This window comes from Caballeronia sp. INML2, assembly GCF_023631365.1.
Lineage (GTDB): Bacteria > Pseudomonadota > Gammaproteobacteria > Burkholderiales > Burkholderiaceae > Caballeronia > Caballeronia turbans.
In genome coordinates this window covers 141,134-156,601 of the sequence record NZ_JALQDH010000111.1, presented here as the reverse complement: position 1 = coordinate 156,601, position 15,468 = coordinate 141,134, and the positions used below count along the sequence as shown (strand labels likewise).

Genomic DNA, 15,468 nt, shown 5'->3' with positions numbered 1-15,468 from the left:
CGAACGGCCCGCCGACGCCTCAGGACAACGCCACGACAGCGTCGAGCGCGCCGCCGACCATATCGCGCAGCGTCGGCTGGATCGCTTCGGCTTTTGCCGGCAGGTAATCGAACGGGGGTGCTTCGTCCATGTAGGCGGACTGGCACATCTCCAGTTGCACGGCGTGAATCCCGTCCTGCGGCGCCGCATAGTTCCGCGTGATGAAGCCGCCTTTGAAACGTCCGTTCGCGATCCATGAGTAATCGCTCCGCGCGGCCGCATCCGTCACGGCTTTCATCACCGATGCCGCCGCCGTGCGGCCATCCTGCGTGCCGATGTTCAGGTCCGGCAGCTTGCCGTCGAACAGACGAGGCAACACGCTCGCAATCGAATGCGCTTCCCACAGCAGCACATTGGCGTGCCGCTCGCGAAGGCGCGCAAGCTCGACGACGATCCTGTCGTGATACGGCTTCCAGTACTTCGCGACGCGACGCTGTTTTTCGGCGGCATCGGGTACGCAGCCTTCGCGGTACACCGGCTCGCCACGGAACGTCAGATCGGGGCACAGGCCGGTCGTCGTCTGCCCTGGATAAAGGCTTTCATCGGACGAAGGCCGGTTGAGATCGATCACATAGCGCGACATGCGTGCGCCGAGGATCGTTGCGCCGAGCTGCTGCGCGAACGCATAGAGCCGGTCGAGGTGCCAGTCGGTGTCGGCAACCGTCAGCGCGATATCCGTGTACCGGTCGCGCAGATCGTCGGGGATGATCGTGCCGAGGTGCGGGATCGAGAGCAGCAGCGGCCCATCGCCGCGTTCGAGCGTGTAGAGATCGTCCATTGAATGATGTCGATTGTGAAGTGGTTTGCGACAAGGAAGTCATAACAGCGCATCGTCCGGCAGCGTCGGCACGGCGCGCGTGAGTGCGGGACGAATCAGGTGATCGAGCACGCGGCGCGTGAGCGTGACGGTCTCATCGACGAAATCGTCCCATTCCCCTTGCCGATGCAGCACGAAAAACTCGCGTCGCGCGAGACGTCCTTCGGGCAGCGGCAATACGGCGATCGCGTCGAGATAATGCCGCGCCTGCCAGAGACACAAGGGCGTCGAAATGGCGAAACCGAGTTTCGCGCTGACGAGGCTCAGCAGCGGATCGGTTGCGTCGAATTCGAAACGGCGCGGGCTTTCGATGCCGAGATGCCGCGCGAAGCGATCGACCTGCTGGCCGATGACGGAGCGCGCGGTATAGCGGATCAGCGGCAGCTCATCGGCGAGCGTGCGCCACGCCGACGCATCGTGTCGAAGCGGCTCGCGCTCTTCGAGCCAGCGGCGCGATACCACGGCCACGAACGCCTCCGAAAACAACGGCACTTCGACGATGCGCGCGTCATTCAACGCGGTCTGCGTGCAGACGACGACATCGACTTCGCGCGCGTGCATCTGCGCCGACAGGCCGGGCGTCAAACCCGACCATAACGAGATCTGCCGCGCCGAGCCGGACATCGCGCGGATCAGTTCAGGGCCGACCGTTGCCGCGAAGGAATCGACACAGCCGAGCCGCAACGGCAACGCGCCCGCAAGCGACGCATCGCCGATGCGCGCGCTCACCATCTGCGCGTGATCGAGCAGCGGACCCGCGAGTTCGAGCAGCGCGCGCCCGGCGCGGTTCGGACGCGGCGGACGGCTGTCGCGATCGAACAGCGCCGTGCCCTGCTCGCGTTCGAGCGATGCGATCGACTGGCTCACCGCGCTCTGGCTCAAACCAAGGCGGCGTGCAGCCGCGGTCATCGAGCCGGTCTCGCAAACGGCGACGAAAGCCTGCAGCGCGCGCAGGTCGAGCGGTGATGGGGTGCGTCTCATCGAGACTCCGTGATGCTGCCTGGTGCATTGGATCTGGAAACCGCGGCGCGGCGCGGCGCGGCGCTCATCATGCGCCTTTCGGGGGATGGCCCTGGCGTCATCAGCAAACCGCCGATGACGACCATCAGTTTGTCTTATGCTAAATATTCGCACGTCACGACCCACGATGCGCGGGCGTCGTGTGCGGTCGCACAGGCCGAGTCGGATTGGTGACAGTAGATGTCGAGTTTGTGTCGGTCCAGCCGATTTTGGCCCGTTACATTCGACCAACGCTGGCATCGGTGCGCGGGAGGGCCGCAGTGGATACACTGGTTTTCATCTGGAATAACGCGGCATCGATCGGGCATATGCTCGTCGATCACATGCTGCTCGTGCTGGCCGGGGTCGGCTGCGCGATCGTGACGGGCGTCGCGCTCGGCATCGTCATCACGCTCGATGAGCGGCTCGCCCGCGTCGTGCTCTACACCGCCGCGATGCTGATGACGATTCCATCCATCGCGCTTTTCGGCCTGCTGATTCCGGTGCTGTCGCTGATCGGCCAGGGCATCGGCTTTCTGCCCGCCGCCATCGCGCTATTTCTCTATTCCCAGTTGCCCATCCTGCGCAACACCTACGCCGCGATCCGCAACCTCGACCCCGCTCTGCGCGAAGCCGCGCTCGGCATGGGGATGACGCCGTGGCAGCGGCTGTATCGCGTCGAAATGCCGATCGCCGTGCCGATCATCATGGCGGGCGTGCGCATGGCCGTGGTGATGAACATCGGTATCGCGGCGATCGCGACGTATATCGGCGCGGGCGGGCTCGGGCGGCTCATCAGCCGCGGCATCTCGCAGTCGGACCCGCGCCAGCTCGTAGCGGGCGCGGTGATCGTCGCGCTGCTCGCGATCCTCGCCGATCTGGGCCTCGCCGCCCTGCAATGGCGTCTTACGCCGGAAGGCATGCGCCCGCGCCGGGTGCGCTTCCTCTGGCGGCGCGGCGGGCTGCAGCCGCCGCTCGCGGCGCCTCTCGTCAATGCGGCAGCCACCCCGGCGGAGGGACGATGATCGAGCTTCGAAACCTGACCAAGCGCTTTGCGTTGCGCGGCGCAAAGCCGGTCGTCGACGACATCTCGATGACGGTCGAAGAAGGCGAACTGTGCGTGCTGCTCGGGCCGTCCGGCTGCGGCAAGACCACGACGCTCAAGATGATCAACCGGCTCGTGCAGCCGACGTCGGGCCAGATCCTGATCGGCGGTGTCGATACGGCCGGCTTCGACATCGTCGAGCTGCGGCGGCGCATCGGCTATGCGATCCAGCAGGTCGGCCTCTTCCCGAACATGACGGTGGCGGAAAACATCGCGCTCGTGCCGCAGATGCTCGGCTGGGACAAGGCGCGCATCCGCGAGCGCACGGAAACACTGCTGGCGATGGTATCGCTCGATCCGGCGACCTTCATGCCGTGCTATCCGCGCGATCTGTCAGGCGGACAGCAGCAGCGCGTCGGCGTGGCGCGGGCGCTCGCCGCCGATCCGCCGGTGATGCTGATGGACGAGCCGTTCGGCGCGATCGATCCGATCAACCGCACGTCGATTCAGGACGAATTCCGCCACATCCAGAAGAGCCTGAGAAAGACCGTGATGTTCGTGAGCCACGACATCGACGAGGCGATGAAGATGGGCGACAAGGTGGCCATCTTTCGCGACGGCAAGATAGAGCAGATGGCGAGCCCGGACGAGCTGCTGGCGCGCCCGGCAAGCGCGTTCGTCGCGGATTTCGTCGGCGCCGACCGCGCATTGAAGCGCCTTCGCCTGATGCGCGCAGCCGATGCGGCGCTGGAACCGGCACGCGTCGCGCGTTTGGGCTTTTCGAGCGCGGATGCGCGTGCGCTGCTGCGCGATCACCTGGCCGACACGCTCGTCGTGCTCGATGCGCAAGACAAGCCCGTGGGTCATATCGGTTCGATGGAACTCGCCGCTGGCGGTGCCACGCTCGAAGCCGCGCAACTGCGCCCGCTGCCTGCCCTGGCACGTGCGACCGACGACCTGCGCTCCGTCATGTCGATGCTGCTCGCGCACGGCGCGACGTGGCTGCCGGGCGTCGATGCCGACGGGCGCTTCATCGGTTATGTGACGCACGAACGCATCGCGCTGATGGCGCGCGCGGCGTGCGCGTCGGGCGAGGCGTCGCCGCATGTTCCCGCTGCCACGCCCGATGCGCCCGAACCCGCGCTCGTGCTCGGAGGTGCGCGATGAACGGACGCGCCGCCCGCATCGCTACCGGCTCGCTGACGGCAGTGCTCAGCGCATCGGCGCATGCGGACAACTGGTTCGCGTCGATCGGCCAGTATCGCGCGGACATCGTGTATCAGGCCGGCCAGCAAATGCTGATGGTGCTGATCGCAGGCGTTGCGGCGATCGTCGTCGCGGTGCCGGTCGGCATCTGGCTGAGCCGCCCGGCGAACGGCCGCGCCGCACAGTTCGTGATGTTCGCGCTCAACGCAGGTCAGGCAGTGCCGAAACTCGCGATTCTCGCGCTCGCGATGAGCGCGTTCGGCATCGGCGCGAAGCCCGCGATTCTCGCGCTGTGGCTCGCCACGCTGCTGCCCATCGCGATGAACACCTACGAAGGCATCCGCGCCGTGCCGCCCGCGCTGATCGAAGCGGCCAACGGCATCGGCATGACGCAATGGCAGATTCTCCGCAAGGTCGAACTGCCCAACGCGATGTTCGTGATCCTCGCGGGCGTACGCACCGCGCTCGCGATCACCGTGGGCACCGCGCCGCTGGCGTTTCTCGTCGGCGGCGGCGGACTCGGCGAACTTATCTTTACCGGCATCGACCTGAATGATTTTTCGATGTTGCTTGCCGGCGCCATCCCGACCGCCCTGCTCGCGGTCGCCACCGATCTGTTCGTCGCGCAGCTTCAGCACTGGCTGGTGCCGCGCGGCGTCAGTCCTCAACGTTGATCCTTCTCGGGGAACCGAAGCCCATGTTCAAGCCGCTATTGTCACGCAAGCTGTGGTCGCGCCTGCTCGGCGCATCTTTGTTCACGCTCGCCGTCGGCGCGCTGGGCGTCGGTCAGTCCGCGCGGGCTGCATCGACCATAACCGTCGGCGGGAAAAACTTCACCGAGCAGGTGCTGCTCGCGGAGATGACCACGCAACTGCTGCAGGCGAAGGGCTTCACGGTCGTGAAGAAGGACGGCATGGGCAGCACGGTGCTGCGTCAGGCGCAGGAGAACGGACAAGTGGACGTGTACTGGGAATACACCGGCACGTCGCTGATCACCTATAACAAGGTGACCGACAAGCTCGATCCGCAGCAGACCTATGCGCGCGTGAAGGAACTCGACGCGCAGAAGGGTCTCGTCTGGCTCGATCCGTCGAAGGCGAACGATACGTACGGCCTCGCGATGAACCGCGACGTCGCGCAAAAACTCGGCATCGCCACGCTCAGCGATCTCGCGAAGGTGCTCAACGGCGGCAAGGAGCTGACCTTCGCGTGCAATTCCGAGTTCTACGCGCGGCCCGACGGTCTGCGTCCGCTCGAGAAGGAATATGGCTTCCACTTCGGGCCGGCGCAGATCAAGCGGATGGATTCGGGCCTCACGTATCAGGCGCTGAAGGATCGTCAGGTCGATACCGCGCTCGTCTTCACGACCGATGGCCGCGTGCCCGCGTTCGACTTCATCGTGCTGCGCGACGACAAGAACTTCTTCCCGGCGTATGCGCTGACGCCGGTCGCGCGCAAGGCGACACTCGACGCCAACCCGAATCTCGCGGGCGTCCTGAACGCGCTGTCCGCCAAGCTCGACGACGCAACGATGGCGCGCCTGAACGCCGAAGTCGACGTCCAGAAGAAGTCGCTCGGCGACGTATCGAGCGCGTTCCTCAAGTCGGCCGGCCTGCTCTGATCCATGCGCGCGACGCAACCCTTGCTCGTCGCGGCCGCGCAGGTCGAGACGGTCGTCGGCGATCTCGCGGCGAATGCCGCGGCGCATCGGCGGGTGATCGAAGAAGCCGCGGCGCGCGGCGTGCGTTTGCTCGTGTTTCCCGAGTTGTCGCTCGTGGGGCATGGCGCGGGTGAGCACGCGCTGAAGCTCGCCATCACGCGCGACGACGAGACGCTGCTCGAACTCGCGCGCTGCTGTACGTCGCTGTGCGCCGTGGTCGGTTTCATCGAGGAGGCGCCGGGCGCGTCGTTCTACAACAGCGTCGCGACGCTGCATGCGGGGCGCGTGGCGCAGGTGCATCGGAAGATCGCGCTGGCGACCTACGGAAAGCTCGACGACGGCAAGTACTACGGACACGGCGAGTGCCTCGACCAGTTCCCGATGCCGGACGATCCGCGCTGGCGCGTCGCGACGCCGATCTGCGCCGACCTGTGGAGCCCCGCGCTGATGCATCGCCTGGCGCGCGACGGCGCGACCTTGTGCGCCGCGCCGGTCAGTTCGGCCGTCGAAGCCGTCGGCACAGAATTCGACAACCCGCGCGGCTGGGACACCGTGTTGCGGGCTCACGCGCTCGTCTATGGCCTGCCGATCGTGTTCGCCAATCGCGTCGGACGGGAAGGCACGCTGCAATTCTGGGGCGGCTCGCGCATCGTCGGCCCGCGTGGCGAGATCCTCGCGCAGAGCGAGTCGGCACGCGAGGAGCTCGTGATCGCGGCGCTCGACTACGGCGCCGTGCGCAACGCGCGTTTCGACCTGCCGACGGTGCGCGACGCCCGCGCCATCGACACGATTCTGGCGCAGCGCGGGTCCGGAAACGACATCGTGTCGGTTTCGTGATCGGGTTGGTCGTCTGTCTGTGCGCATCGGCGAAATCAGCGACAGACAATCGGTTTAACTGATCGTTTGCACGGAGAGCATGACGATGATCGACCCGACGCGCGTGCGCGCCGCCCTCGCGCAACGCCGCGACAACTTCTCGCTGCCGCAGCCGTTCTATACCGACGAAGCGTTTCATCGACTCGATATCGACGCCGTCTTCAACAACGAGTGGCTGTTCGCGTGCAATAGCTGCGAGTTGCGCGAGCCGGGCGACTATCTGACGCTCGAAATCGGTGCGACTTCGGTCATCGTGTTACGCGACGAGGACGGCGAGATTCGCGCATTTTTCAATACGTGCCGTCATCGCGGCTCGCGCATCTGTCTCGACGAAAAGGGGCATGCGCATCGGCTGACGTGTGCTTATCACCAATGGGTCTATGAGCTCGACGGCTCGCTGCTGCATGCGCGGCAGATGCCCGCAGGCTTCGAGCGCGAAGCGTATGGGCTGCGTCCCGTGCATGTCGGAATCGTGTGCGGCATGGTCTACATCTGCCTCGCGGATACGCCGCCCGACATCGCCCGCTTTCGCGATGCCGTGACGCCGTACATCGCGCCGCATCAGCCGTGGCGTACCAAGGTCGCCGCCGTCTCGACGATGATCGAGGACGCGAACTGGAAGCTCGTCATCGAAAACAATCGCGAGTGCTATCACTGCGCGGGAAATCATCCGGAACTGCTCGCGACGCTGGTCGAATTCGCATTGCCCGACGATCCCGCCGGCTCGCGCGACTTCCGCCTGCTGATGGACGCGCAAGCCGCGAAGTGGGAACGTCACGGCCTGCCGCATCTGCCCGCCGATGGCGGCGACGAGTTCCGCTGCATTCGCTTGCCGTTTCATCGCGGCGCGGTGTCGTTCACGCCGGATGGATCGCCTGCATGCGGCAAGCTGCTCGGCGATCTCACCGAACCGGATCTCGGCTCCGTGCGCATGTTCCGCGTGCCGAACAACTGGAATCACTTTCTCGCGGATCACATCATCCATTTCCGCATCCTGCCGCTGTCGGCGTCGCGCACGGTGCTGCGCACGACCTGGCTCGTGCACGAAGACGCGGTGGAAGGCGTCGATTACGACATCGACAAGCTGACCTCCGTGTGGAACGCGACCAACACGCAGGACGCGCGGCTCGCGGCCAACAATCAACTCGGCGTCGGATCGATCGCTTATACGCCGGGGCCGTATGCGCCGTCCGAATTCATGCTGCGCAACTTCACCAACTGGTATGCGAACAAGCTGTCGACTCATCTCGATAGCGCGCTTGCGCATCGTTCGTTCGAGCTGAAGGTGTCGAATGGCTGATGTGCTGATCGACGCGGAAAGCGCCCACGCTTTCGATGAAGCGCAAGCGCGCACGCTCGAATGCATCGCCGTGCGCGACGAAGCGCCGGGCGTCAAGACTTTTCGCCTGCGAGATCCGCATCCCGACGGCGTGCGCCTCTTCGCGCCGGGTCAGGCGATGCTGCTCGCGCTGAACATCGACGGCGTGCGTCATGACCGAATGTTTTCCATCGCATCGTCGCCCGTCGAGCGCGACGTGATCGAACTGACCATCAAGGCGCAGGCGCATGGTGTGGTGACGCGCTGGCTGCACGAGCGCTGCGCGCCGGGAATGCGGATCGACGCGCGCTATCCGCTCGGCCGCTTCACGCTCGATCCATCGAACGCGACGCCGCTTGCGCTCGTGTCGGCGGGATCGGGCGCATCGCCGCTCATGTCGATGCTGCGCACGCTCGCGCTCCGCAGGCCGGATGCCGACGTCGCATGGCTGCATTGCGCGCGCAACGCCGACGACATCCTCTTCGCCAGCGAACTCGCGACGCTTCAGTCGCGCATGCCGAACCTCAAGGTCAGCGTGTGGCTGAGCGCGCCCGCGCCGGGATGGTTCGGCTTGCGCGGGCGCATCTCGCGCGGCACGCTCTGGGCGATGACGCCGGACTTCGGGCGGCGCACGGTGTATTGCTGCGGGCCTGCGGGTTTCATGCAGAGCATCCGGCAGATTCATGCAGCCGAAGGCGCGCGACGCGCGGCGTTTCATATCGAGCATTTCGGGCCTTCGCCTTGCGCGGCACCCGAACACGATGCAACCTCCTTGCCCGAAGAAATGCACGGCGTGGTTCATCACGCCACCCTCGGCGACAAGCGCTTCCAGGTGCACGCGGGCGAAACGCTGCTCGTCGCGGCGACGCGTCAGCAGGTCGTGATTCCGTGCGGCTGCGCGAGCGGCATGTGCGGCACCTGCAAGGTGCGCCGCGTGTCCGGCGAAGTATCGATGCACCACGCGGGCGGTTTGTCGGCAGCCGAGGAATCGCAAGGCTGGATTCTCGCGTGCTCCAGCCGCCCCTCCACCGACGTCGAAATCGCCTTCCGATGATGACCGCCGCCCTGCCTTTGCTCGACGACGCAAGCCGCTTCACGCACGCGTTGCGCTTCGAGATGCTGCCCGATGCCGTGGTGCGCGATGCGCAACGCCGTCTGCTCGACCTCTTCGGCATCGCGGCGGCGGGCACGTCTACGCGCATGTCGTCGATTGCGCGGGAGCATGCGCTCGATTGCTTCGCCGCAGGCCGCACGCCCGCGCGCATGCTGTTCGACGGACGCATCGCGAGCGCGGCGGGCGCGGCGTTCGCGGGCGCGGCGACCATCGACAGTTTCGATGGTCACGACGGCCACGCGCTCACCAAGGGACATGCGGGCGTCACCGTGCTGCCTGCGCTGCTCGCAATGACCGAGCGCGTGCCCGGCATGAGCGGGCGGGAATTCATCGTGCAGACCGTCCTCGGCTACGAACTCGGCACGCGCGCGGGCATCGCGCTGCACGCGACGAGCCGCGAATATCACACCTCCGGCGCGTGGAATGCGCTCGCGGCGGCGGCCATCGCGAGCCGCGCGCTCAGCTTCGACCTGACGACGACGCGGCATGCGCTCGGCATCGCGGAGTATCACGGGCCGCGCTCGGACATGATGCGCTGCATCGATCATCCGACCATGCTGAAGGACGGCTCGTGCTGGGGCGCGCTCGCGGGCATCAGCGCGGCGCTGCTCGCATCGCGCGGCTTCACCGGCGCACCGGCGACAACCGTGGAGCGCGATGCGCCCGCGGTCTGGGCCGATCTCGGCGAGCGCTGGCTGATCCTCGAACAGTATGTAAAGCCATATCCGGTTTGCCGCTGGGCGCATCCGTCGATTGCAGCGGCGCTGGCGGTGCGCGCGCAGGCCGGTTTCGATGCGGCCGACATCAAGCGTGTGGAGATCGAGACCTTCCACGAGGCGAAGCGCCTGTGGTCCGGCGCGCCCCGCACTACCGAAGAAGCGCAATACGGCGTGCTGTTTCCCGTCGCCGCCGCGTTGCTGCATGGTCGCGTGGATGCCGGCACCATCGGCGATGCGGGTCTCGCCGATCCTGCGGTGCGCGCGCTGCTGCCGCGCCTCGTCACGCGCGAGCATGCCGAATTCAACGCGGCGTTTCCCGCCGAGCGCTGGGCGCGCGTGCGAATCGAACTGCGCGATGGACGCCGTCTCGATTCCGGCGCGATGCAGGCAAGCGGCGATCCCGCCCGTCCGATGACGCCGGGCGCCGAGCGCGAGAAATTCCGCACGCTGACAGGCGCGCGCTTCGGCGCACGTTTCGCGAGCGAACTCGAAGCGGCCGTCGATGCGCTCGCCGAACCGGACACAAGCGCCGCCGCCTTGTGCGAGCTCGTGCTGAACGCGCCGACCGCCATCGGCGAATCGGATGCGCGGCGGGACGACGCGCAAGCCATGACATCCTGACTTCAAAGAGTCGAACCCGTGGAAAACGAAGCCATGCAAACGCCCTTCTACGATCCCGCATCCGTGGCGGGCAAGGCGCCGCCCGTCGATGAATCGACCGATCTGCTCATCGTGGGCGCGGGTCCGGCGGGCATCGCGGCCGCGCTCGAAGCGGCCGGACGCGGCATCGGCGTGACGCTCGTCGATGAGAATCCCGTGCCGCTCGAAACGATGGGCGAGGACGTGCCGCTGCATTTCGGCGCTCGCATGGGCGCGGCGGCCGGCAACGCCAACGCGATGCTCGAAGCCATGCTCGAAGCGCGCCCTGAACTTGGCGATGCGCTCGAAGCAGGCATCGACGTGAAGCTCGGCACGGCAGTCTGGGGCCTCTTTCCGCACGGCCCGGCGAGCGCCTGGATGGACACGCATGTCGCTGGTCTCGCCGATTCATCGCATACGTGGCTCATGAGTTTCAAGCGGGTGATCGTCGCATCCGGTCGGCGCGACATGGGCCTCGCGTTCGACGGCTGGCAGCGTCCCGGCGTGATGGGCGCAAGCGCCGCGTGGCGGCTGGCGGCGCTGTACGGCGCACTCGATGCGCGTCGCGCGGTGTTGATCGGCAGCGACACGGACGCGCTGAACGTGGGCGTCGAACTGATGACGCGCGGCGTGCAGATCGTCGCGGTGATCGAACAGTCCGATGCGATCCTCGGCGATGCCGCACTCGCGTCGCAACTCGAAGCGGGCGGCGCGCGCATGCTCACGCGTCATGTCGTGCGCCACGCGCACGGGGATGCGTATGGCGTGACGTCGGTCGAAGCGGCATCGCTCGATGCGGGCGCGTCGGCTAGGTTCGATTGCGACACGGTGCTGCTCGGCATCGCCGCGCTGCCCGCGATCGAACTGCTCGAAGCGGCAGGTTGCGCGACTGCGTTCGATGCGGCGCGCGGCGGTCACGTCGTCAGTGTCGATGCAATGCAGCGGACGTCGCTGCCGTTCGCTTACGCAGCAGGCGACTGCGCGGGCGTCTGGGCGGCGAAGAGCCGCGATGAAGCCATCGCGCGCGAAGAAGGCCGTCGCGCGGCGCGTGCGGCGCTCGATGCGTCGAGCGTTGCGGACCTAGCGCAGGTCGTGCAGCCCGAAGCACCCGCGCACGATATCGCCCGATCGCGCATGGAATGGGTGCGCGCGAGCGTTCTCGGCGCGGCGGGCGAGCCGTTCGTGTGCCAGTGCGAGGAAGTCACCGCGCGCGAAATCCTCGATGTCCGCCCGCCGCGCTACCTCGACTGGCATCCCGCCGATCCGGCGCACGACACGCGCGGCGTCGCCGGCCTCGCACGCAGCGGCCCGCCGAATCCCGATGCGGTCAAGCGTCTCACGCGCGCCTGCATGGGCCCATGCCAGGGCCGCCGATGCCGCGAGCAAGTGGCGGCACTGCTCGCGATCGGCGCCGGCTGTGCCCTGCCGCAGATTCCGCTCGCGACCTTTCGCGCGCCGGTGCGCCCGCTCGCGTTGCGGCAACTCGCCGACGTGGCCGAAGCGTCATCGACCGCGGCGCACTGGGATAGCTGGTTCGGCATGGCCTCGCAATGGGTGCCGTTCTGGCGTGTCGATCCGCTGTATCGCGCGGGCACGCGGCGCGTCGGAGAACCGGTTGCAAGCGAATAGCGGACATCGGCATCGGCTTTTCATCGAAACGAAATCTCGCAATCAAGGCTCGCAAGCATGAACACGTTGGCAGCAGGCAATATCAAGGGCGCATCGGTCGTCATCGTCGGCGGCGGCGTGACGGGCCTCTCCGCGGGATGGTGGCTCGCGCGCGAAGGCATCGACGTGCTGGTGCTCGAAGCGGGCATGATCGGCTGGGGCGCGTCGGGGCGCAACGGCGGCGGCTGCTCGCATCATCACAGCCCGCTCTTCATGGAAGAACAACGCCTCTGGCCGATGATGGACGAACTGCTCGGCTATCCGACCGAATTTTGCCGCGAGCGCATCCGCATTGCGCTCGACGAACATCAGTTCCGGCTGTATCGGCGTGCGCTGGAGAACGGGGCGCATCACGGCCTGCGCTCCGACGTGCTCGATGCGAAGCAGGTGCGCGAGCTCGTGCCGCTCGCGGGCGACAACGTGCATGCCGGCTATTTTTATCACTTCGGCGGGCATGCGAATCCGCATCGCACCTTGCAGGCTTATGCATGGGCGATGGAGGATCACGGCGCACGCATCCTGCAGCATACGCCGGTGACGGGTTTCGTCACGCAAGGCGGACGCGTCAGCGCGGTGAAGACGTCCAGCGGAGACTTTGCCTGCGATCACCTCGTAATCGCGGCCGGACCGCATACGGGCGTGCTTGCCGCACAACTCGGCATCGACGTGCCGCTCGCGGCGGCGCGCGCGGAGATGATCGTCACCGAACCGCTTCCGCAGATGCCGCTCGGCGGCGTCGACGGCAACGGCCTGTACGGGCGGCAGACGCTGCGCGGCAACCTCGCGTACGGCGGCGGTCCGCACGAATGGATCGGTCTCGACGACGTGCCGAAGGTGCGTCCGCATTCGACGCCGCTTCAATGCAGCATCGCGGCGCGGCTCGCGGCGCTGCTGCCGAAGGCCGCGCATGCGAAGGTCATCCGCAGCTGGGCGGGTTACATCGAGAACACGCCGGATGGACGGCCCGTGATCGATCGCCCCGATGCGCAGGGCAACGTGACGGTCGCGACGTTATCGAGCGTGGGTTTCGGGCTGTCGCCGGCGAGCGGCCACGCGATCCGCGATCTCGTGGTGGACGGGCGATGCGCGTTCGCGGATCTCTCGTCGCTGTCGCTTTCGCGCTTTGCGCACCTGGAACCGAACTGGCGCGAGCTGCAAGGCTGGCTGCCGTTGCCGCTGCGAGCCGCAGCGCCGGAGCTCGAAGCGGCATAAGCCCTTCACGACCTCGGCTGCGCGGCGCGCAACTCCGTCGGGCTGATGCCATACGCCCGACGCACCCAGCGCGCCAGATGCGACGGCGACGCGAAACCCGTCGCCACCGCCACATCGGCCACGGGCACGCTCGAATACGTCAGCATCTCGTGCGCGCGCTCCAGCCGCAACTGCACGTAGTAGCGCGCGGGCGTTGCGTTCAGATGCCGCAAGAATAGCCGCTCCATCTGGCGCGACGTCATGCCGATGGCCGAGCCGATATCGTTGATCTGCAGCGGCGTTTCCACATGCGCGCGCATCATCTCGATGGCCCGGCGGATGCCGCGCGGCAGGCTCGCGTGATTCTGGTCGCGCCAGCCGCGCTGATTGTCGGCCGTATCGCGCATGCGCTCGTGGTGGAACTGATTGGCGACGCGCACCGCCAGATCGCTGCCGTGCTGCGTCTTGATGAGATGCAGCATCATGTCCATTGCAGCGATGCCGCCCGAGCACGTCATGCGGTCGCGGTCGATTTCGAACAGCTTGCTGCTGCATAGCAGGTCGGGAAACGCCTCCGTGAACGCCGGCAGATTCTCCCAGTGGATCGTGCAATGGTAGCCGTCGAGCAATCCCGCGAGCGCAAGCAGATACGTCGCGGTCGAGAGCGAACCGATGACCGCATCGGTGCGGGCCGCGCGTTTCAGCGCCGCGACGAAGGCCGGTTCGAGCGCGGGCGCGAGACGAAGGCCGCCGCAGACGAACACGTAATCGGCATTCTTGTAGACGTCGTCGAAGTTGCGCGCCGCCAGCGCGATGCCGCCCGACGAATGCACCGGCTCTCCGTCGAGACTCGCGAGCGTCCAGTCGTACAAGGTGTCGCCCGCGAGGCGGTTGGCCGAGCGCAGCGGCTCGATGGCGGACGACAGGCTCATCATCGACAAGCCGTCCGCGAGGAGGAACACGAACCGGCGCGGCATGGCGTCGGACGAGGAAGTGTGATTGACCAAAGCGCGCGATGTGGGGTTGACCTGCGTGCCCTCGCATCAGCCCATGTCCATGCGAAGGCGCCCGGTTCGATACATGTGCCGCTATTATGGCCGCGAAAACCGCCCGATGGACAGGGCGCGACGAGGCTTATGCGGCAGAATAGGCCCGGGAGGAGACCATGCGAAATACATTCGTCGGGGTGGACCTGCGTGCGTTGCAGGCGTTCGTCGCAGTCTGCGAGACGCGTTCGATGACCGAAGCCGCGCGTGTGCTTGGCGTCACGCAGAGCGCGGTGAGCCAGCTCATCGCCGCACTGGAGCGCGAACAGGGCGTGGCGTTATTCGATCGCGAGTTCCGGCCGGTGCGGCCCAACGCGGCGGGCCGCATCCTGCTCGAACAGGCGGGCGGGCTGCTCGAACATGCGCAGGCGGTCTCGCATAACGTGCGCACAGCAACCAGCGAAGGCGTGCCGAGCCTGCGCATCGGCTGCGTGGATTCGTTCGCCGCCAGCGTCGGGCCGCATCTCGTGCAGCGCCTGTCCGATCGCATGAAGACGCTTTCGATGTGGTCCGGCCTCACGCCGACGCTCAGCGAGCAGCTCGCCAATCGCGAACTCGATCTCGCCATCTGCACGGAAGCCACGCTCGATCCGCGGCGTGTGGAATTGCGCCCGCTGTTCTCGGAGACCTTCATCGCCGTCGCGCCGAAAAAATTCGGCGCAGGCCGCAAGCTGCGCGATTTCCACGACGTCGCGCGCGAACTGCCGCTGTTGCGCTACACGGGCCGCTCGCTGATCGGGCAACAGGTCGAGCGGCTCGTCAAGCACATGAACTTCCATGCACCGAACCGCTACGAATTCGATGCCACCGATCCGCTGCTCAGTCTCGTCGCGTCCGGCTTCGGCTGCGCGATCACGTCGCCGCTTTGTTTGTGGCAGTCGCGCGCGCATCTGCCGGACGTGACTGTCGTTCCGCTGCCCGCAACGCGCATCGGGCATCGCCACTTCTACATTCTCACGCGCCGCTCCGAATGGTCCGCGATGGCCGATGCGGTGTCGCGCGAGTCCATTGCGGTGGCGCGCGAGGTGATCGCGCCGGGCTTGCACGCCGCCCTGCCCGGCATGCCCGCCGAACTGTTCGACGCCTATGCGCACGACTTCGACGCGCAAGGCGCAGCATGACATTAGCGAA

Annotated in this window: 15 protein-coding genes; 12 read left to right on the top strand and 3 right to left on the bottom strand. The window is 66.7% G+C overall.

Going from position 1 to position 15,468, the window contains the following annotated elements:
* Nucleotides 1–19: 19 nt before the first annotated feature.
* Nucleotides 20–817 carry an N-formylglutamate deformylase gene (hutG, locus tag NCT32_RS33235; protein ID WP_061118499.1) on the bottom strand — a complete coding sequence of 266 codons (798 nt, stop codon included), beginning with the start codon at nt 815–817 and terminating at the stop codon, nt 20–22.
* Nucleotides 818–856: 39 nt separating this feature from the next.
* Nucleotides 857–1,837 carry a LysR family transcriptional regulator gene (locus tag NCT32_RS33230; protein WP_061118498.1) on the bottom strand — a complete coding sequence of 327 codons (981 nt, stop codon included), beginning with the start codon at nt 1,835–1,837 and terminating at the stop codon, nt 857–859.
* Nucleotides 1,838–1,846: 9 nt separating this feature from the next.
* Here NCT32_RS33230 and NCT32_RS33225 point away from each other — a divergent pair, with 9 nt between their 5' ends.
* The 11 genes from NCT32_RS33225 (at nt 1,847) to NCT32_RS33175 (ending at nt 13,312) form a co-directional block, all read left to right on the top strand.
* Entirely contained in the window at nt 1,847–2,050 is a 204-nt protein-coding gene (locus tag NCT32_RS33225; RefSeq protein WP_143756341.1) for a hypothetical protein, read from the top strand.
* 86 nt (nt 2,051–2,136) lie between these two features.
* Entirely contained in the window at nt 2,137–2,880 is a 744-nt protein-coding gene (locus NCT32_RS33220; protein WP_086961093.1) for an ABC transporter permease, read from the top strand.
* The gene (locus tag NCT32_RS33215) at nt 2,877–4,067 is read left to right on the top strand and encodes an ABC transporter ATP-binding protein (protein ID WP_086961091.1); all 1,191 of its coding nucleotides are present in this window, start codon (nt 2,877–2,879) and stop codon (nt 4,065–4,067) included. Before NCT32_RS33220 ends, NCT32_RS33215 begins: the two co-directional genes overlap by 4 nt.
* Nucleotides 4,064–4,780 carry an ABC transporter permease gene (locus NCT32_RS33210; protein WP_086961089.1) on the top strand — a complete coding sequence of 239 codons (717 nt, stop codon included), beginning with the start codon at nt 4,064–4,066 and terminating at the stop codon, nt 4,778–4,780. The genes NCT32_RS33215 and NCT32_RS33210 overlap by 4 nt, the downstream gene beginning before the upstream one ends.
* Nucleotides 4,781–4,803: 23 nt before the next feature.
* Nucleotides 4,804–5,727 (top strand): glycine betaine ABC transporter substrate-binding protein, encoded by a 924-nt coding sequence (locus NCT32_RS33205; protein ID WP_086961087.1) that lies wholly within the window; start codon nt 4,804–4,806, stop codon nt 5,725–5,727.
* Between the two features lie 3 nt (nt 5,728–5,730).
* The gene (locus NCT32_RS33200) at nt 5,731–6,603 is read left to right on the top strand and encodes a nitrilase-related carbon-nitrogen hydrolase (protein WP_061118496.1); all 873 of its coding nucleotides are present in this window, start codon (nt 5,731–5,733) and stop codon (nt 6,601–6,603) included.
* A gap of 79 nt (nt 6,604–6,682) precedes the next feature.
* The gene (locus NCT32_RS33195) at nt 6,683–7,942 is read left to right on the top strand and encodes an SRPBCC family protein (protein WP_250491282.1); all 1,260 of its coding nucleotides are present in this window, start codon (nt 6,683–6,685) and stop codon (nt 7,940–7,942) included.
* The gene (locus tag NCT32_RS33190) at nt 7,935–9,014 is read left to right on the top strand and encodes a hybrid-cluster NAD(P)-dependent oxidoreductase (RefSeq protein ID WP_061118495.1); all 1,080 of its coding nucleotides are present in this window, start codon (nt 7,935–7,937) and stop codon (nt 9,012–9,014) included. The genes NCT32_RS33195 and NCT32_RS33190 overlap by 8 nt, the downstream gene beginning before the upstream one ends.
* On the top strand, nt 9,011–10,414 hold the full coding sequence (locus tag NCT32_RS33185; RefSeq protein WP_061118494.1) for an MmgE/PrpD family protein: 1,404 nt from the start codon (nt 9,011–9,013) through the stop codon (nt 10,412–10,414). The genes NCT32_RS33190 and NCT32_RS33185 overlap by 4 nt, the downstream gene beginning before the upstream one ends.
* A gap of 18 nt (nt 10,415–10,432) precedes the next feature.
* On the top strand, nt 10,433–12,061 hold the full coding sequence (locus NCT32_RS33180) for an FAD-dependent oxidoreductase (RefSeq protein ID WP_061118493.1): 1,629 nt from the start codon (nt 10,433–10,435) through the stop codon (nt 12,059–12,061).
* Nucleotides 12,062–12,118: 57 nt separating this feature from the next.
* Nucleotides 12,119–13,312, top strand: coding sequence for an FAD-binding oxidoreductase (locus tag NCT32_RS33175; RefSeq protein ID WP_061118492.1), 1,194 nt, complete (start codon nt 12,119–12,121; stop codon nt 13,310–13,312).
* Between the two features lie 5 nt (nt 13,313–13,317).
* On the opposite strand, the gene NCT32_RS33170 is transcribed toward NCT32_RS33175, so the two are convergent.
* Complete coding sequence (locus tag NCT32_RS33170) at nt 13,318–14,268, bottom strand: GlxA family transcriptional regulator (protein ID WP_061118491.1); 951 nt, start codon at nt 14,266–14,268, stop codon at nt 13,318–13,320.
* 188 nt (nt 14,269–14,456) lie between these two features.
* Between NCT32_RS33170 and NCT32_RS33165 the strand changes: the two genes are divergently transcribed.
* Nucleotides 14,457–15,458 carry a LysR family transcriptional regulator gene (locus tag NCT32_RS33165; protein ID WP_061118490.1) on the top strand — a complete coding sequence of 334 codons (1,002 nt, stop codon included), beginning with the start codon at nt 14,457–14,459 and terminating at the stop codon, nt 15,456–15,458.
* The last annotated feature ends 10 nt before the right edge of the window (nt 15,459–15,468 follow it).